The organism is Pseudomonas sp. CFBP 13719 (assembly GCF_014842095.1).
In the GTDB taxonomy this organism is placed as follows: domain Bacteria; phylum Pseudomonadota; class Gammaproteobacteria; order Pseudomonadales; family Pseudomonadaceae; genus Aquipseudomonas.
Genome location: NZ_JACYVB010000002.1, coordinates 733,212 through 750,743 on the forward strand (window position 1 = coordinate 733,212; position 17,532 = coordinate 750,743).

Annotated in this window: 19 protein-coding genes and 1 tRNA gene; 6 read left to right on the plus strand and 14 right to left on the minus strand. The window is 56.4% G+C overall.

Features of this window, described 5'->3' with window-relative positions:
• The 4 genes from IFT57_RS09185 to IFT57_RS09200 all read left to right on the plus strand — a co-directional run bounded on the left by IFT57_RS09185 (position 1) and on the right by IFT57_RS09200 (position 3,250).
• On the plus strand, positions 1 to 324 hold the full coding sequence (locus IFT57_RS09185; protein WP_163020452.1) for a hypothetical protein: 324 nt from the start codon (positions 1 to 3) through the stop codon (positions 322 to 324).
• Complete coding sequence (locus tag IFT57_RS09190; protein ID WP_192151240.1) at positions 317 to 616, plus strand: hypothetical protein; 300 nt, start codon at positions 317 to 319, stop codon at positions 614 to 616. The genes IFT57_RS09185 and IFT57_RS09190 overlap by 8 nt, the downstream gene beginning before the upstream one ends.
• A 63-nt stretch (positions 617 to 679) precedes the next feature.
• Positions 680 to 1,921 carry a hypothetical protein gene (locus IFT57_RS09195; RefSeq protein WP_192151242.1) on the plus strand — a complete coding sequence of 414 codons (1,242 nt, stop codon included), beginning with the start codon at positions 680 to 682 and terminating at the stop codon, positions 1,919 to 1,921.
• 63 nt (positions 1,922 to 1,984) lie between these two features.
• On the plus strand, positions 1,985 to 3,250 hold the full coding sequence (locus tag IFT57_RS09200) for a hypothetical protein (RefSeq protein WP_192151244.1): 1,266 nt from the start codon (positions 1,985 to 1,987) through the stop codon (positions 3,248 to 3,250).
• Positions 3,251 to 3,331: 81 nt separating this feature from the next.
• Here IFT57_RS09200 and IFT57_RS09205 read toward each other — a convergent pair whose 3' ends face one another.
• The 3 genes from IFT57_RS09205 to IFT57_RS09215 form a co-directional block, all read right to left on the minus strand.
• A complete protein-coding gene (locus IFT57_RS09205) occupies positions 3,332 to 4,201 on the minus strand; it encodes a hypothetical protein (protein WP_122530748.1) in 870 nt (289 codons plus the stop codon).
• A 355-nt stretch (positions 4,202 to 4,556) separates the two neighbouring features.
• On the minus strand, positions 4,557 to 7,331 hold the full coding sequence (locus tag IFT57_RS09210; RefSeq protein WP_122531662.1) for a DUF2201 family putative metallopeptidase: 2,775 nt from the start codon (positions 7,329 to 7,331) through the stop codon (positions 4,557 to 4,559).
• 717 nt (positions 7,332 to 8,048) lie between these two features.
• Complete coding sequence (locus tag IFT57_RS09215) at positions 8,049 to 9,314, minus strand: ATP-binding protein (protein WP_122530747.1); 1,266 nt, start codon at positions 9,312 to 9,314, stop codon at positions 8,049 to 8,051.
• A 263-nt stretch (positions 9,315 to 9,577) separates the two neighbouring features.
• On the opposite strand from IFT57_RS09215, the gene IFT57_RS09220 reads away from it, so the two are divergent.
• Positions 9,578 to 10,885 (plus strand): aminoacyl-tRNA deacylase and HDOD domain-containing protein, encoded by a 1,308-nt coding sequence (locus tag IFT57_RS09220; protein ID WP_192151246.1) that lies wholly within the window; start codon positions 9,578 to 9,580, stop codon positions 10,883 to 10,885.
• Between the two features lie 258 nt (positions 10,886 to 11,143).
• Here the strand turns inward: IFT57_RS09220 and IFT57_RS09225 are convergent, their stop codons facing one another.
• Positions 11,144 to 11,581: a hypothetical protein gene (locus tag IFT57_RS09225; protein WP_122531661.1), complete on the minus strand. Its 438-nt coding sequence runs from the start codon at positions 11,579 to 11,581 to the stop codon at positions 11,144 to 11,146.
• Positions 11,582 to 11,700: 119 nt separating this feature from the next.
• On the opposite strand from IFT57_RS09225, the gene IFT57_RS09230 reads away from it, so the two are divergent.
• A complete protein-coding gene (locus IFT57_RS09230) occupies positions 11,701 to 12,087 on the plus strand; it encodes a hypothetical protein (RefSeq protein WP_122530743.1) in 387 nt (128 codons plus the stop codon).
• 78 nt (positions 12,088 to 12,165) lie between these two features.
• Here the strand turns inward: IFT57_RS09230 and IFT57_RS09235 are convergent, their stop codons facing one another.
• From IFT57_RS09235 to IFT57_RS09275, 10 genes are all read right to left on the minus strand, one after another.
• Complete coding sequence (locus IFT57_RS09235; protein ID WP_192151248.1) at positions 12,166 to 12,786, minus strand: hypothetical protein; 621 nt, start codon at positions 12,784 to 12,786, stop codon at positions 12,166 to 12,168.
• A gap of 61 nt (positions 12,787 to 12,847) precedes the next feature.
• Positions 12,848 to 13,888 (minus strand): hypothetical protein, encoded by a 1,041-nt coding sequence (locus tag IFT57_RS09240; RefSeq protein WP_122530739.1) that lies wholly within the window; start codon positions 13,886 to 13,888, stop codon positions 12,848 to 12,850.
• Between the two features lie 146 nt (positions 13,889 to 14,034).
• Positions 14,035 to 14,442, minus strand: coding sequence for a hypothetical protein (locus IFT57_RS09245; RefSeq protein ID WP_192151250.1), 408 nt, complete (start codon positions 14,440 to 14,442; stop codon positions 14,035 to 14,037).
• A gap of 23 nt (positions 14,443 to 14,465) precedes the next feature.
• Positions 14,466 to 14,542, minus strand: a tRNA-Arg gene (locus IFT57_RS09250).
• Positions 14,543 to 14,641: 99 nt separating this feature from the next.
• Positions 14,642 to 14,782 carry a hypothetical protein gene (locus IFT57_RS09255; RefSeq protein ID WP_163020451.1) on the minus strand — a complete coding sequence of 47 codons (141 nt, stop codon included), beginning with the start codon at positions 14,780 to 14,782 and terminating at the stop codon, positions 14,642 to 14,644.
• A gap of 156 nt (positions 14,783 to 14,938) precedes the next feature.
• Positions 14,939 to 15,337 (minus strand): helix-turn-helix domain-containing protein, encoded by a 399-nt coding sequence (locus IFT57_RS09260; protein WP_122530737.1) that lies wholly within the window; start codon positions 15,335 to 15,337, stop codon positions 14,939 to 14,941.
• On the minus strand, positions 15,337 to 15,921 hold the full coding sequence (locus IFT57_RS09265) for a hypothetical protein (protein WP_192151252.1): 585 nt from the start codon (positions 15,919 to 15,921) through the stop codon (positions 15,337 to 15,339). Before IFT57_RS09265 ends, IFT57_RS09260 begins: the two co-directional genes overlap by 1 nt.
• A complete protein-coding gene (locus tag IFT57_RS27110) occupies positions 15,921 to 16,052 on the minus strand; it encodes a hypothetical protein (RefSeq protein ID WP_274605184.1) in 132 nt (43 codons plus the stop codon). Before IFT57_RS27110 ends, IFT57_RS09265 begins: the two co-directional genes overlap by 1 nt.
• Positions 16,049 to 16,528: a hypothetical protein gene (locus IFT57_RS09270; protein WP_122530733.1), complete on the minus strand. Its 480-nt coding sequence runs from the start codon at positions 16,526 to 16,528 to the stop codon at positions 16,049 to 16,051. Before IFT57_RS09270 ends, IFT57_RS27110 begins: the two co-directional genes overlap by 4 nt.
• A 706-nt stretch (positions 16,529 to 17,234) precedes the next feature.
• Complete coding sequence (locus tag IFT57_RS09275; RefSeq protein ID WP_163020450.1) at positions 17,235 to 17,381, minus strand: hypothetical protein; 147 nt, start codon at positions 17,379 to 17,381, stop codon at positions 17,235 to 17,237.
• Positions 17,382 to 17,532: the final 151 nt, after the last annotated feature.

Genomic DNA, 17,532 nt, shown 5'->3' on the forward strand with positions numbered 1-17,532 from the left:
ATGTACTCTAAATTGAACCGATTCATCGCCCTTGGCTTGTTTTCAGCACTTGTCGTGCTCTCTGGCTGCACAACCCAGAGCGCCCCGCAGCCGGCACCCAAGACCAGCAAGGACGGAGTAAGCGAAGTCATTGTTGCAGCGGCCCTGCAGTGTCATTCGGATGCTCCCGGCAACGAGAAATATTTCAGGACGTGTGTCAAAAACAAGATCGACCTGGCCATTGTGAGTCTTCAGGGCTTTTCCAGCTGTATCGCTACCACGGAAGGCTGTAAACCGATCGCTGCTGGCGCTGCAATCCAGAATGAGGGCTCTATCCATGAATGATCAAACCCAAACCACGAGCGCTCAGCAGGCCAAATCCCACCCATCAGCCTCCCAGCGAAAGACTGACATGCTGGTCAGCACCCTTGATGCCATGGCAGGCGACCTGGAGAAAGTCGCCAAGGAGCTTAGGAGAATTTCCAAAGACATTGAGGTTGACCGGGATGTGATGCGCACCAGCGAAGCTGCTGAGGTATTGACCAACCTGATGGGGAACCTGCGCTTGGATAAATTGGTACTGATGCCTTGCCAGATCTTGAAAATCGAGATGCTGGAGCAGCGCAACCCTGCTTGACCCCGCCCTTCCCGCTTTGCCCTCGCAGTCGGTATGCTGATAGTGACAAGAGGGCAACATCCGATGACCACCTACCCAGGACTTCCCAGCTACGTTCGCGCCAACAGCGATGTCAGCCTGGATTCCACGAAAGCCGCCGAACGCAATCTGATCGAGGGCAAGGTTCAGCACGAAGCCCTGGCCTTTTTCATGTGGGTCGCTGAACACCATGGGGATGACAACCTCGAAGACACGTTCGAGATGTTGCGCGACGCCGATCCTGACGCCGGCAAGGGGTATCGAAAGCTTCCCGAAAGGGGCAGCTTTTTGTCTGCCACCGTGGCGCTTGCCTTGCTCGTCGACCTGGGCCCCATAGCTGCACACCTGAACGATGGCAAAGTCAGCCGTCAAAGAATCAACGGCTTCATCAGGTTGTGGGCGCGACACACCCAGGTCGACCTGGTCAAGATGCTGCCCCGCAAAGGCCCTAACCAGCTGTGCCAATTCTGTGATCTCTACAATGTTAGCCAAGAGGACTTGGCGCTCAAGGTGGCCTCAGACGATGATCTTGCCGCCTACCAGGTGTTTGCTCAGGAAGGGCCATATCTGATGGAGGACGCGCTGTCACACATCGCCTATGACCCCCTGTCCGCCATACGTGCACAGCATGATGAAGGGGCAATGGTCATCAGCCACGACGAGATGCGACTCAGGTTCAGGAACCAGATCACCGCCTTTCATGAGCACAGCGGCCAGATCAATCCCAACAAGCCGACGAGACTACAGCCGTCCTCATATATTCATTTCGAGGAGATCCAGTCACTTGACCACAAGCTGAGGGTCTTTCCGGGCTATCTGCCCTTGCTGCGTGAAGAAACGCTGGATATGGCGTCCCGGTTTGGCTTCTATGCAACACTGGATCTGACCTTCGATGCCGAACAACTCAACCTGCTGAAGCAGTTGTTGGACGATTTCAAAGCTTCCGGCGCGCCAATGGCGGATGTCATCGTGCCGATCATGAGCTATCAGGGGTTCGGCAAGGCCAACTACCTCAACGAGACCCCGGAGCATCGACACGCCCTCTACCGCAGTCTTCTGGTGGAGCTCGCAGCAGCCGTGGGCGATGACCCCTACTCTCAGTCGCATCACAACAAGCTGTTCATTCTTAATCACCTGATCCTCCAGGAACCCCGCGATGCCCTGGAGAAAGTTTGCGATTCCCCTTCCAAATGGCACGCCATGTACCGCGCCACCCAGGACTCCAAGTACCTGAATCACCTCTCGACCAGGATCGACGCTGTTTTCTCTCAAGACCTGGGTTTGTAGCGCCTGGGGCTTCTTCCAGCCCCATCGCAGCCGCTATGCTGGTACAAACATGAGGATTATTCGATGACAGCGATCGACTGGCTGCCCAGCTACGCCCGACCGGGTGAAGGGGTAGTATTTGACAAGGCAACCCTGCGCACAGGGAAGCTTCAGGATGAAGCCCTGACCTATTTCAAATTGGTCTCTCAGCAAGTGGCGCCCACTGAGCTCAAGGATACCTTTCGCACATTGATCGACAACTACCCTGGCGCCCGGAAAGCTCAGGGGGAGTTCGTGCTCAAGGACAACTTCCTCATCATGACGGTGGCGCTGGCGCTGCTCAAAGACATTGGCCCCCTGGCACCCCATATCACCAATGACAACGTTCCGCTGGGAGCGGTGACCGCTCATATCAAAGACCTGACCGCAGGCCTTGAGCTTGATCTGGTTGACCAGCTGACCCGCAAGGCCGATGTAGACCTCAAGACCTTCTGCAAGCTTTATTCAGTCAGTGCCATGCACCTGGCCCTCAAGGCAGTGGCCGACGACAATGCTCAGGCCTTTGCTGTGATTGAAAAAGAAGACCCCCAGACGATCCATTCTGCTCTGGCCCGAGTACCCTACAACCCCCTGTCTGCGATTCGCGAGCATATTGGCAAGCCACCGAGCGAGATTTCCTTTCAGGAGATGGACTCAAGGATCCGCAATCAGTACACGGCGCTGTATGACCACGTTCCCCTCATCAACCCCAACAAGCCGGTAACCCTTCAGCCGCTTGAAGGCATCAACTACGAAGCCATACAAGCGCTCAATCATCAACTCAAGGCACTGCCTGGCTATCTGCCGGCGCTGAACACTTACCAAAATGAGTATCTGGGCCACTTCGGGGTCAATTGCCGCCAGGTCAACGCTATAGAGACCGACCAGCAACAGCTCATTGCAAACCTGATCGAAGACATGGAAAAGGCTGGGATATCGCGGATCGACATCTTGATGAAGGGGGTGCTGAAATTTTCCCCTGCCAGCAATGATCTTCACTGGAACCGGCCTCCGGAAGAACTCAAGGCCCAGTACCTTGCCATGACGACCGAGCAGAAGCAGGCCATGTACTTGCCCATGCTGTTGGACAACGCTGCCCACTACGGTGATGACCCCAAGGGCTGGCAATCCCAATCTAAGCTGCTGCAACTCAATCACTTCTTGAGCAGGGAGCCGATTGAAACACTAGAAGCCCTCTGCACGACAGGATCCCACTGGAACGCCCTGTACCGGGTGACAGGTGATCGCAAGTACGTCGCCAAGCTCGGCGATCGTGTCGACAAAGTGTTTGGTGAAGACCTGGGGCTGTAGGCAAAGACGCCTTGATGGGATATTGGCCAAGGGGAATTATCGGGTAACTCGTGTTGTCAATTACCCGATAAACCCTTTCATTCAAAGTAGAAAGGCTACCGAGATGATCCCGCACAGGATCAGACAGTCCTGAAGGTTGTACTGCTTCTTGCCCTGAACAACTTGGCTGTATACGTAGCTGGCCAATACCAGGCCGCTGTTTCTCACGATGGTGTAGTTCTCAGCCGGGATCTGCGTGATGATCACCAGAATCATCAACAGCGTCACGCAGTGGCAGAACACCAGTTCAAGCACGCTCTTGACGTTCAGGTTTTTGACCGCAAAATTCTTGTACTCTCGACGACGCAAACTCAAGGCGCAGAACACGGCAAACATCACCAGGGAGCTGGCCATTTGAAACAGGTAGGGGTCGTACTCCTGGATGAGCTTACCCTGCATCATCAACACCACTGATCCCAGCACGCAGTTGGACATCAGCAGATCTGGCCTGACGCATTCGCGGCTTTGCACCTTGCGCACATAGAACAGCGCCAGCAGCATGACGATCAGACCACTCATGACGCAGCGGTCAATCCAGGTGCGCCCATCAGCCTCAATGGTGTTCTGCAGGCTGAACATCCACACGACCATGATCGAGGTGAATGGCACCAGCGCATCGACCATAAAGCTCGACATGTTGAATATGGTAAGGTTTTTCTCATTGAGCTTGCGCGCCTTGAGTTGAACCTTGATGAACAGCAGAAGCCCCGCCTGGGTGATCCAGAACCTGGGGTCAGTCAGGAAGGGGAGATCAAGGGGCGCGTCTCGATAGAGCTGGAACCCGGCCAGGCACAGGAAGCCCGACAGGCTCAGAACCGAAGAGGTGGAATAACGGGTCGCGTAGTACCGCACCTGCAAGTTCTGCAAGTGGATCGTCAGCAGCAACAACACGGGGAAGAGAAGGTAAACCATGAGCAGGCGTCATCTACTACGAGCGCGGCAGCCTGGGTGGGCGCAGAACAGCCCTGGACACCATCTGTCGGCGGGACAAGTGAGAGGACATTCTACACACTTAACCGTAATATTGCGAAGTAATTTTGGGCTAAGCCGTTGACTTCCAAGCAGTCTTAATGAGAATCGACACAGTTCGCAGCAATGTCCGGCGCCAAGCCTAGCAACCCCCACGGGCTTTGTCATGACGCAAATGTGACTATCAGACCTGCGGCCTTTTCCCGCATTGAAAGACCCCCGCAAGCTCTAAATCGCGGATTGTGTATCTATTGAAAACAAAAACCCCGCTGAAGCGGGGTCTGTCATTTCCGGGCAATCAGCTCCTGCCGATGCCGTCCATGATCACGTGGGTTCCCCATTTATCGGTCGGAGCGCTTTCGCCCTGTACCGTCACCCAGAGGGTGGAAGAGCGCACGTTGCGCGGTACCGTTTCAGGCACGGTGATGCCGCCGTCGGTGAAGACGATGACCGGAGCGCCGTAGAACGGGTCGTTCTGGCGGATCTCGTTCCAGATGAACTCGAAGCCTGGACGGAAGTCCGAGCCGCCTTTGCCGTGCAGGCCAAAGGTGTTGGAGTTGATCTCGGCCATCACTTCGCGAGTGTTCATCACTCGGGTCACGTCGGCGTCACAGTGCACAACGAGCACCTCAAGCCCCTTGGAGGTCGCCAGGCGACGAATCAGGCCGTAGGCCATCCGCAGGTTGTCCAGGTCGTCTGCGTTGAACATGGAGCCGGAGGTGTCCATCAGGATGTAGACCCGCGACTCATTCTTCTTCTTGCCTGGCAGCAGAGGACGGTTCGGCGCAAAAGAGTTGCGCTTGTTCGGCTTCTTGAAGGTTGTCAGCGTCTTGGCACCGTAGTTGCCGATCTCCTTCTTGATGTGGCGATCGAACGTCAGCGGTGGGTTGAGGATGCCTTCGATCTGAGCCTGAGCCCATCCCGGCAGCTTGCCCCAGCCATGACCACCTTGCTGACGGTCAGTCTGAACAGCACTGGCCAAGGTCTGCTTATGACGCTCCTGGGTCTTCTCGGGCGATTCGCCTTTGAAGGGGTTACCTTCGATTTCGTCGTCGTCCAGCAGAATGTCGCCCTGCAGCTGGCCTGCGCCAATCTGCTTGCTCACTTCCTGCATTGCCTTTTCCCAGGCGCTCTGATCAGCCATGTTCTCGCCAGAGCCCATCTTGCCTTCCTGGCCAAGACCGTTTTCCTCGCCACGCAGAGCCTTCTGCATCTCCTTTTCCATGGCTTCAAGCTGGTCGGCCACGTTGTTCTGGGCGCGTTGGTTCGACAGGGGCTCGTTTGGCTGCTGTGAGGCACCCTGACCCTGCGACTGGCCCTGCTCGCTGCCCTGCTCGCTGCCCTGACCTTCCTGACCTGGCTGAGGCTGGCCTTCGCCGCCCTGACCGCCTTGCTCGTTAGAAGGCTGACCCTGATCAGAACCGCCCGAAGACGCTTGGCCCGCCTGAGGAGAGGACTGACCGCCCTGACCTGCAGATTGACCGGGTTGGCCACCCTGCTGACCGGGTTGACCGCCTTGACTCGATTGAGATGGCTGTCCACCCTGGCCCGGCTGACCCGGCTGCCCATTGCCCTGGCCTGGTTGATTGCCTTGACCTGGCTCGCTGCCTTCGCCCTGCCCTTGACCGGGCTGATTGCCCTGCCCTGGCTGGTTGCCTTCACCGGAATCGCCCGGATCATTACCACCTGGCTGACCACTTTCATTGCCATCAGCCTGCTGACCTTGATCGCCTGGCTGCTGACCATCAGCACCCTGCTCACCCGGCTGGCCGTCAGCTCCCTGCTCCTGAGACTGCTGGGAAGGATCGGACTGACCATTCTCAGGCTTGTCGCCCTCTTCGCCTGGCTGACCTGGCTGGGATTCGTCGTTCTCTGGCTCGTCTTTCTTGGACGCTTCGTCCTCCAGGCCTTCCTTGGTGACCGTGTCGATGTATTCGTCGCCGGCCTTGTCCAGGTCGTCGCGGAATTCCTCAACGTTTTCCTTGGCGCTGTTTTCTGGCTTCTCGCCGTCTTCCTCGGCGCTCAGGCGATCGTATTCGCGTTGCATGTAGTCGTTGACCGAATCACCCAACCCCTCAGCAAGCTTGTCCAGGGCTGCCTGGTGCTTCTTCTGAGCATCGGTTGGTTCAGCCGCAGGTGGCTGGCCGTCAGCAGACTGATCATCGCCAGGCTGCTGCTCACGGTGATTGAAGGAATCGTTCTGATCCTTCTTGTCGCCGCTCTTGTTGTCCCAGCTACCCTTGCCCGAACCCTTCTGATCTTGATTGGCAAGCGGGTTGTTGACGTTGTCGTCTTCGCTGATGCCATGAGTCAGGCTACCGCCGCCGTCCAGGTCTGCCAGCAAGTTACGGTAGTCGTCACGCTCGGCTTGAAGCTTGATCTGCTCGAAGGTCGAACGAATCTCGTCTTTCTTGGCGCCAACTTCCTTGAGTGCGCGCACCATCGACTCGTTGAGCTTTTCCTTGATACGCTGCTCGCGGTCGTAGTCGCCACCTTGGGACTGAGCCTGCTGGCGCAGAGCGTTCTCGATGTGGTTCTTGTACAGCTCTACCTTTTCCTTGACCATTTTGTCCAGGTCAACGTAGATCTCCTCACCCGACCAGCCGGAGTACTTGGTGTCGTATAGACCGCCATCAGGCAGGGAGATCTTGATGGTGCGCGCTGCCGACTGCTTACGCTTGAGGTGCAGTTCAGGCAGGGTGGTCTTGATGATGTCGTTGATCGCGAAGTCGTGCGCCCAGTTGGCAATGCGCATGTCTTTGCCAGCAAATCGAACCCAGGCATCGAGCGCCACGTGGAGTGCTTCGTGAATCAGCACGCCGATCATCTCGCCAACCGTCAGCGACTTGAGCCACTTTTCGTTGTAGACCACGGTGCCCTTTGGGGAAACCGCAATAGTGGGCACCGACTCGGTCGGCCCGGCAATCCACATCTCTGTCGCCAGAACGCCCAGGAACGGGCTGTGGTTACGCAGTTCAAGCAGGGTGAGGCGAATCAGGGTCGCGAATTCTTGGTCATAGACCTTCGCGTCCGTCATCTCCGGTTTGATTTTCGCTGGGTTGGCCTTACTCATCATCAGAACCTTTGCAGATACTTTTCCATGATTCAGTGTGTCATGGGCGCTTTTAACCATACTACTCCTTTTTGACATAAATTGCGGTTGTGGGAGTGGTTCCACTCATCGTTGTACGACACTGCCCGGAAAAGTGAGAGGGAGGGAGAGGGCCTGGATTCACAGGGCCTTGGCGATGACCTTCAGCAGGCGCTCTCCCCTTCTTGTTGTCCGACACTGACCCGAGTTTCAAACGGATCAGGGTGTGGGGTTTTCGCTTTGGCTTTGCGCTTTTGCGCCTTGGGAGCCGCTTTTGGCCACTTCAGCGCTCCGCCCCCTGCAACCCCCAAACACACACTTCACCTCTGCTCTTCCCAACAAAAAGTACAATGAATCTACAAGATTCTAATCTTCAATAGGATAGAACTACCATCCGGCTCGCAGAGCCGCAGTACTTTAGCCCCACAGGGCTCCTCCAACTCATCTTTGGCGCCTGTGTGCAGGCATCCGATGGGTTGGTCATGCCAAATGGCCTTTGGAAGGCAGGGACAAGGACAGGAGCGAAGGGCGAGGAGCTTGAGCCAAATGGCCCTCTGAAAGCCAGAGCCACCGCCAAAGCAACAGCGAGGGCAGCACATCTGAATGGCCCCATGAAAAGCAAGATCAAAAGCCTGGGGGAAAGGGCAATGGCCCATAACGAAAAAAGCCCTCCGAAGAGGGCTTTCTTGCTGGGTCTTGTTACACCTGACCCATGGTGCGGATCGACTCGAAGACCTTGTCCAGTTCGAGCGAGTCGATGTGGTCGTCTTGCTTGCCATCCAGACGGTACACCCAGGCGCTGAGCTTGGTAACGCAGGTGTCGCGGGTCTTGTCGTTGCGGCCTTCGTTCTTGGTCTGCAGTTCCGACACGATGTGACGGAAGATGAAGGCAGCCATTTCACGACGGCTCTGAGCCATCGACGCGGTGGCGTGCAGAACGTTTTTGACCAGCTTCTCGCGAGCGTTGTCCAGATCCTTCGGCTTGCCAGCGTGGGTTTCTTCCAGCTTGTTGGCGAAGCGGATGAAGTTGCTGCGCAGTGCGTGGCCGACAGCGAAAACGCAACCGATGTTGTTTTTCTTTGCTGCGTCCAGACGATCCCAGCGAGTCGGATCTTCCATCAGCTCTTCGGAGGTTGGGTACTCCATCAGCAGGCTGATGAACTGGCCGTAGGCGGTGGCGAACTGCTTGCCGGACATCGATTCAGCCAACTGCGTTGGGCTCTTCCACAGGAAGCCTGGCTTGAAGTTGCGAACACCGCCGTGCTTCTGGGACAGCTCGGTGCCCAGCGCCGTGTGGTCACGAGGCGAAGGGGTCTTGCCGTTTTCGTCGCTGTACTGGGTGTTACCAGCACTTGGGGCGAAGAAGCCGCCGTTTTCCTTGAGGAAGCCGATAACCGATGGATCCAGGTCACGGTTGCAAGGGTAGTCGATCCAGGCGTCGAAGTCCGGCTCGTAGTTGATCAGCATGCTTCGGCCCAGCAGAGCCTTGTTCCACTCAACAGCGGAGCAACCGTCTTCGATGCCGTTACCGGTCATGGCAACCAGGACGTTCTCGCCGATTTCGAAATCGCCGATGCGACCGAACTGAACCAGTTCGAGCAGACCCGATTGCAGGCGGGGGTCAGCCAGGGTCACGTCGTCGAGCAGCAGAACGCCGTAGCCCGAACCGATGTTCTCCTTGAGCAGGGGAACGATCTGAGCTTCGATCAGTGGCTGAGCGATTGTCCAGACATCGCGCTCGGTGCCATCCAGGCCAGTCACTTTCTGCTTGTCAGGCACCGGGTAGACACCGAAGTCTTCTGCGGTACGGCTCGCCATTGGGATACGGACGAACTTCTCTTCCGGGCTCACCATTTCCATCAGGCTGGTGGTTTTGCCGATGCCGGCACGACCCGAGAGGATCAGACCGCGAAAGCGGCGGTTGTTGGCATCCTGGCGGGGGACTTCGTTCAGCTTACTGCTCATTCTTGTTGGCCTCTGTATTTTATCCGTTGACCAGATTGCGACGATCCTAGCACATCACCTTGGCGAGTGCAGGTCGCTCATCTGCCGATCTGATAGTTTCAACATAGCAACGGAGTTTACGCGAATGCACGAAATATTTGTCAATTTATAGCAAAAAGCTGTGTACCGCTCATCGGGGCTGAATCCCTCTCCCTACACCGATTTGACACTGCCTTATAGGAGTCATATATTTCGCATCTATTGAAAAAGAGTAGGACGATCAGATGCATACCCTGGACTTGATCTTGAGTCGAAACGCAGTCCCCTTTACGGAGCTTCCGAAGGGCCTCCCTCGTCCGCCACACGGTCATCCAGTTTCACCCTACATTGTGCGGGCCGAAGGCAATCCTGCGATTGTCCTGCTTGGACAAAACGCCTACCTGACCCCTGGCAACTACCCTGAGATCATCAAGGATTTCGCGGTCTACGATCGCAGTACCATTGCAGCGCTGCTGGATCTGGGCAAGCTTGAATGCATGACCATTCTAAATGAGCAGATGATTGTCTATATCGACGAGTCCCTGCTTGAGATGGAAAGCATCGTGCTGCCTACTGGCAAGCTGGGTCACTTTGTCAGCGTCACGATTGAGGATTTCAAGGCCTTTCTTGGCGACAGCCTCATTGCAACGCAATTCACCAACACTCGCGTGAGCCATGAAGACGCTTGGAACATCGGTGTCTACAATGAGCGGCGCATTGACCAGCTGATCGTTCAGGACAGCAAGATTCCGCCCTTCCCCGAGACTGCCCGGCGCATCATCGACCTGTTTCAGCGCCAGGACAGCTTCGACATGGATGAGCTGGTGACCGTGATTGAGCAGGACGCACCGATCTCAGCTCAAACCATCTCCTGGGCCAATGCAGCTGCTGGCGGTAGTGCTGGTAAGCCGATTGTCAACGTGCGTAACGCTGTCAGCCGCCTGGGCGTCAACAAGACTATGCAGTACGCTATGCAATCGTCAGTGTCCAACTCCTTCCGAGTGACGGCTGACCTTGCCAATATGCTGGAGGATGCGTGCTTCAACTCTCTAGTCTCCGCCTATGGCGCAGGACAGGTTCACCGGGAGGAAGGTGGTCAATCACCGCAATCCGCCTACCTGGTAGGTCTGATGCACAACCTCGGTGAGCTGCTGCTGATGCATGTACTGCCTGAGCAGTCACAGCGATTCGTCCAGCTGCATCAGATGAACCCCCATCTGTCGCGTGAGTCGCTGTCGAGCGAGGTCTTCATGATCTCGTTTGCGTCGGCCACCCACCTGCTGATGAAAGCCTGGGGCATGCCTGAGAACATGGTGGAATCGTGCATGGCGCTGGCAACCTACAGCGACGAAGGCGCCGATCCTCTTGCCAATAACGTGCGCAGCTGGCAGGTTTCGATGGGCGACAGTGGAATCGTTCCGATCTCCTTTGTGCCACACGGCTGGCGCAATCAGGATTACTTCCCTTTCAGCGAGGCTTTCATCGAAAAGCGCCGCCGTGAGATCAATGAATTTCGAACTCAGGCATCAATGATCTCGCGCCGAGCAATTTGATCTTGGCAAGCATTACCCCCGACCGGAGCAAAGCTCCGGTTTTTTTGTCCTCAAAGCAACGTCACAAGCCTAAAAGCAGGCGCGCTGTCGCGCTGAAGGCCACGCTTCAAGTGTTCAATCTGGCAAGGGGCTAAGGGGGATTGCCACTATTTCTGGAGCAGCGGCTGCGCCGAAGAGCACAAGGGCAGTCGCGTGGCCACGCTGAAGGCCACGCTCCACCACCCCTGCTCGTCAGAGTCTTACGGGGTGCTGCCAAACTTACTGGACGAGGGGTTGAACCCGAAGCTTTTGCTGCGCTTCACGGATCTCACGCAACTGCCTGCGGTAGCTTACCTCGTCGGTAGCACTCAGGATGATTTCCATGAAGCTCTTGGTGCTGCGGTGTGGATAGCCCCAGCAATCAAGCCAGGAAACCTCAAATTCAACAAACTTGATGCCCTGCCCATAGGAAGGGAGGATTGCCGTGATGACTCCCTGTGGGCGATACATCGCCTGCTCGCGCTTACGATTCATCAACTCAAGCTGCATGCGGTGGGTAAAGGTGAGCCGAACGGATTCAACAGGGATGCTCAGCCTTTCGGCAGCCCGCCGCTTGGTCTGCTCGATTCGCCAAGCCTGATGGGTTTCCCAGTCGTCTGCGAATTCATCCGCTTCAAACAGTTCTTCGCGGGTCGCTCTGTCTTTCAACCGTTGCATCATGAACTCCAACCCATACCTGAAGGTGTGCAAGTCTGATCAAAAGTCGCATAGCTGTCAAATTCCTCTTGCCGGGCCGGCCATTAGGAAGTATTTTGCCATATATTGACGAGGTGATTATGGAAGCACTTATACAGTTTTCACAGGTGGCGGTGAATGATGCTGACGCCAATTTCGAGAAGAATTTCCGTTTCAAGCTAGAGGATTTTCTACGCAACGAATGTATCCTGGATCCCCAGGGTATTGAACGTGTCGTGCACGAGCTGCGTCACCTGTACATTCGCACCTGCTACCAGGCCAACTGTCTGTTGATGGTGCCCGGAACTGCGGATCCCAAACTGGGTGATCATCACGAGGCGATCATGCAGTACCTTCAAGAATACGGCCCTGGAGTTTGTGACTCCATGCTTAAGGCTCTGACCGAGGTTCGCATGAACATGCTCAAGGAAACGGCTCGCCAGCTCGCCTACCTTGATGAGAAGCACAACAAGCGTCTTGCGAACTAAGCCCAGCTTCGCTGGAAGGTACGACTCCGCCCCTCTGCAAGGCCACCGGACACCCGGCAGCCTCTAAACGCCCGACAACTACTCCACCGGTTCGGTCGACAATGCCAGCGCTTCGTGCACCTGGCGCCACAGCTCCGGATGCAGACCACCCGAGACCAGCGACAACGCCAGGACGGCCTTGGTGATGGCGTCCAGTTTTAAACTCGTCGCATGCTCACGGGCCACGTGCTTTTTGATTCTGGCCTGAAGATCCATGGCGTTCTGAGCAAAGGCTTTCGATGAGGCCCGGTAGTGCTGAGCCTCATCGAAGGCCCTGGCTGTCAAGCCGTGCACTCGCACAGGCTTCATCTGCTTGGAGATGACCTCCCGATCCTTCCAGTGATCAAGGCGCGATTGAGCGCGCTCCTGGGTGGGCTCCAGGTAAAAGTAGGGGTTACCGTCCAGGCGCATGATCATCACCGCCCAGGCTCCAGGCTTCTCGTCATTCAGAATGTCGGTAGCCCCCTGAACCGTCGGCGCGACTGCCTTGACATACAGCTTGGTGCCTGCCGGGTGACGGTCAGGCCCAGCGGGGGTCAGCGGTTCGATCCACGCCCTTACCGGAAGACCGCCAGGGCCCGCAGGCCCGTGCTTGATTTCGAATGCTGGCTGATCCAGAAGGGCCAGACCTTGCGCCTGCAGATCTTGAGGTGAATTCAAAATGGCATCTCCTAAAACACGTCAGCCCCGCAATGCAGGGCTGGCGATCAGGTGTGGGTAATCAGGCGATTTGTTGAGTCAGCGCTGGCGCGTCGTTGTCGGCGCGGGTGAACTCCCCTTCCAGAGCATCGTCGTCGGCGCCGTTGGGCACTTCTTTGGCCTTGTACTCGGTTTCTTTTTCCTGAAGCTCGCGCATCAGGTTTTCCAGTACGGCGCGGGTCTCTTCGGACAATTCCGCAAAACCTGGGTCTTTCTTGACCAGCAGAGCGGCGTCGTACAGGGAGCGGCTTTCCTTCTTGAGCAGGTTTTCCATCTTGCGACCCGGCATGTGCTTGCCAAGGATCTTCTTGGAGCCCGCCGCATCTGCTGCTGCCTTGGCCTGCTGGAGCACCTGCACAGCCTTGTCGCCGTGCTTGACCATCAGGTTGAAGGCCTCGGTGACCGACATTTCTTCGCTCAGCACCAGGGTCGCGATTTCTTCCGGAGCGCCCGCCACCATCTTAAGCTTGGGCAGGTAGGATGCCGACACCAGACCGGTAAGGCCTTTGAGGATCTGGCTATCTTCCTGCATGTAAACCGTGGCCAGACGCTTGACCAGAATGGCCAGCTCGTACGGGCGGAACTGTTCGTTGTTGTTGCCCTGAGCCAGGCCGTATTGCAACTCAAGCTCGCTGGTGCCAGCACCCTTCGGAGCGACCGGAACCTTATACAGGTCGGCCATATCCGGAGTCATTTCCTTGAGCAGGAGCAGACCGGCATCACGGCGGCGACCACCCTCAACGATCACGCAGACGTTTTCGCCGTTGATGTTGGCGATGTAGCCAGCCAGGGGCTTGTCAGGGTACCAGCCGTGAGTCTTGATCGACTCTTTGAGCGCTTCGATGCCTTCCCAGTAGCGAGCATCTTTCACCCGAGGGTTCAGTCCATCGATGACAATGGTCTTGCGCAGGTCAACGCGATAGATGTCCTTCTTGGTGCCAATGGAGCCCATGGCGGATTTCACGTTACCGGGTACCAGAGCGAACTTCTGATCGACGCTCAGGCCGAAGATGGAAGGAACGTTGCCGGTCAGAGCGTCAACTTGCTTGTGTGCGTCCGTCATTTAGAAATCCTCGCGTTGGATATGCAGTAGGGTCAATGCCCAGGCCTTCTTGGTGGCCTTGATGGTTAGTATACCCGGTATACTAATGACGTCAAGCGTCTGGCCGGCCATAAAGACGATTTATTTTAGAATTGAATGAAACGTGATCAGGCCCGCTTGCGTGCTGGAGCTTGGGCTAGCGACTGGGCCGCAGGTGCTTCGAGGTTGCTGATCATAGCGTCCGCGTAGGACTCCAGCAGCTTTGTCTCGTGTGTGTTGTCGAGATCGAACGAGGCGTCGTAATGCGTCCAGAACTCCATGCCGAAGTGCCGGTAGCCCTTGATGCCGCCAGGGCCACCCAGCGGCTCTCTGAAGCCTGCGCTGCCCAGAGCTCGAAGTCTGGCGCTACGAATGAAGGCTTCCCAGCGCTGGGCGCTTTTGAACGTCTTCTCCAGCAGAGCGCCTGGCGTAAGGGCTGTGCCATGGGTGCATTCCACCAGGCTGCTGATTTCCCGGCACTGGTAGCCCAACTGGCTCAGTACACGCTGCGCTTCTTCAAGACTGATGATGTTCATGCGGTGAACTCCGCAAAGGAAATTGGCGCACCCGGCAGGACTTGAACCTGCGACCATCCGCTTAGAAGGCGGATGCTCTATCCAGCTGAGCTACGGGCGCCTGAAGGGGGCCTCAAGGCCCCCTGCGGCTGCGCATCCTGAATGGACACCAACCGCGTGAGCCACAATATTAGCCAAAAGGGTTTATACGGTCAACCGATTAGTGACAGCGGCGATGGTGAATTACATGGGCCTTGCTTTTGTTGCGACGCACCGCCAGGTGTGCACCTGAGCCGACATCATGAGGGTGGTGAAGCGTGCCCAACAGCAGGGCGAAGAAAAACGAAATTCGCTTGAACATGGCACAGATCTCCTTTTGATTGCCTATCACCTGTATGCGATAAATGTGCCAGCAAAATATAGGATTTTGATTACAAAAACAACGACTTATGCATTAATTGCGTGCACGAGAGGCCCGAAGAGCCAAAGGCACCCCAGGACGGGGCACCGGCAAAATTCAGCGAGCTGGTGCGCGGTTGCGGTCATTACGACTGATGACCATCATGACCGCGTCAAGCTGCGCGTCAGTCAGGGCGCCCAGGGCATTGGCAAACCGCATGGCCACGGTCTGCGCCTGGGGTGATGCCTTGGCAATATCGACGGTGACGTACCCACGATCGAGGATAACGGCCTCTTCTAGAAGTCGCAGCTCCTTGCCATCCAGAGCCAGCCCAAGGGCCTCGACGACCTTTTGGGGGAAGTGCTTGGGCACCGGCTTGTCGCCCTTTTCAATGGCCGACAGGTAGGCAGAACTGACATCAAGCGCCTCAGCCATCTGGCGTAGGTTCATGTCCTTGTCGACACGAAGCTTTCGCACCTCACGCCCGTACTGACTCAGTCTTGCCTTAAGGCCCATCACACCGTCTCCGCAATGATCCGCTTTTGCTCGTCCATGTAGGCCACCGAATTGGCAATGATCTGCTTGTAGAGCTCAAGCGTCATGGGACGCACTGTCCAGAAGGTGGTCAGGGAGATTTCAGCCCAGCCGTCAACGCGAAAAAACAACTCGGTTTCAGCAGCACGGGCCGCAGCGCTGTTTTTACGCGGCTTTTTCGCCGAAGGTGCATCAGGCATCTTGAATCGGGCGCCGCACTGGGTGCGTCGCGTGCCCTCAGCAATCGCAAAAAGCTCACACGTCACATGCTCCAGGGTATTGTTGTGGGTGGAGTACGCCACAAAAACGTCCATGCCATTGATGTGCAGCTGCGTGCCGACCAGGGTGTCTCGATTGGCATGCACATCACGCAGGAAGCCTGGGAAGGCCCCATACTCATATTCGCTGGCACCCATGTAATCCAGGTCGAAGAACTGGCCGAAACGCAGATTAGGCGTAGGCTCCATGGCTTTCTTGGAGATCAGTCGCTGCACAGAGTAGAAGGTGCAGATCTCGACCATGGTGGGCGCCTGTGGCTTCGGGCTTGCCTTGAGAAAATTGAGCATCACTGACTCCTGATTGCGAATTGGTTGAGCGCCGAAGGGGTTGCAGACCTGTCCCAGGGTGCGAAGGATACCAGGGCAAACAGCGCCACGCACACGACTACCCGTAGCGCCTGGATTCGTTTGGCTTTCATGCCGGCATCTCCACCAGGGCGTTGATCCAGGCACGAACAGCCCGATCTGCATAATCCTTGGCCTCTTTAAGGGTTGGGTGCTGACCTAGATCAGTTGGAATGTTGGGCATGTACCCGATACCCTTGAACGCCAGAACACTGCCCTGGACGTCAGCCACCTGAGCCACCTTGACCTTTCCCACCCGGCAAACATGCCCCGACGCCTCAAGCGTCCATACCCCATTAAGCGAGATGCCGGTAGGGGTTTGCGGTTCAGCAGCAATCTGATTGAGGCTGTTCTTGGCCTGGGCCGATGCGAGATTACGCAGGCGCTCGATGAACAACACCTGCTTGCCATCAATACGCTTGATTTCCTTGCTGCGACCACAGTTGTTCATGTCGACAGCGCTGAGGGTGACATCGCCGGTCTCGACGAAGTTGGCCCACATCAACAGGGCGTGCATCTGAATGTGGTGATCATGCTCAAACATTGACATGGAAGCTCTCCGGGGGCGTAAGGCCCCAGGAATGAAAAAAGGGGCATATCGATGATATACCCCCCATTTCTTAACTTCAAAGGTTAATTGACGATTTGGCAATGTATTGTCAACTAGCCTTAGGAACCGCCCAGTGGGTGGATCGCTCGCGCCCATGCAAAGCCCCGCAGGTGCAGCGCTTGCCGTTGGGCAGTGACCAGACAAAGGCCTGGATGATTTCAAAACAGAATGGGCACTCAAGGCCAATGCTGGATTTGCCGTTGACAGGTCTGCGCCAGGTTTCCACCCATGGCCGCGACTCAACCTTGCGGGCGTCTTCAAACTGGGACGCCAGGCGCACATTCTCTGAGGTAGGCCCCTTCTCGGGCGCACGTGGAGCAGGCCTATCAACCTGTCTTGCAGCGTCAGGATCCACGGGGGCCTTGGGGGCCGAGGGCATGGGCACGATCGATGACAGAATACTTGTGGCCTTGGGCTCCCCCGGTGCGCAATCCCAATGGGCGCGCTTGAGGCCATTGAAAGCCTGACCGTCAACCATCGGTTCATCGCAGACGGTACACAGCGGCTGATAGTGCTCGGACATTGTCAGGTTCCTATACATGATCTTGGACAAGAAAAACCCCCCGATTGCCTGTATCTAATGGGCGCGGAGGGTTTTTTGGTTACTCAATGTATACGCTTCAGAGCTTATGAGCTAGATGCCACCCTACTGACAAGCGGTACACTCTTCACCCAGGTTGCAGGCCAGTGGCACTTCAGCAGCTTCTGCGCTCAGTTCGAAGTCGTCACCGTCGGTGGCCTCAGCTTCCCAGTTGAAGGCTGGAGCGGTGTCTTGGATGGCTTGTTGAGTCATGGCGGATTTCCTCGCGTGGATGGCCGGGGTCAATTTCCCCGTTAATCGAATAGACTTTCAGTGTATCGGCAAACGGGAGCGACAATCCAGACCTTCTGTCGATCTGATCGCTCAAAAGCAAAGGTCTTTCTGACCACTGGTTCAGGCATCA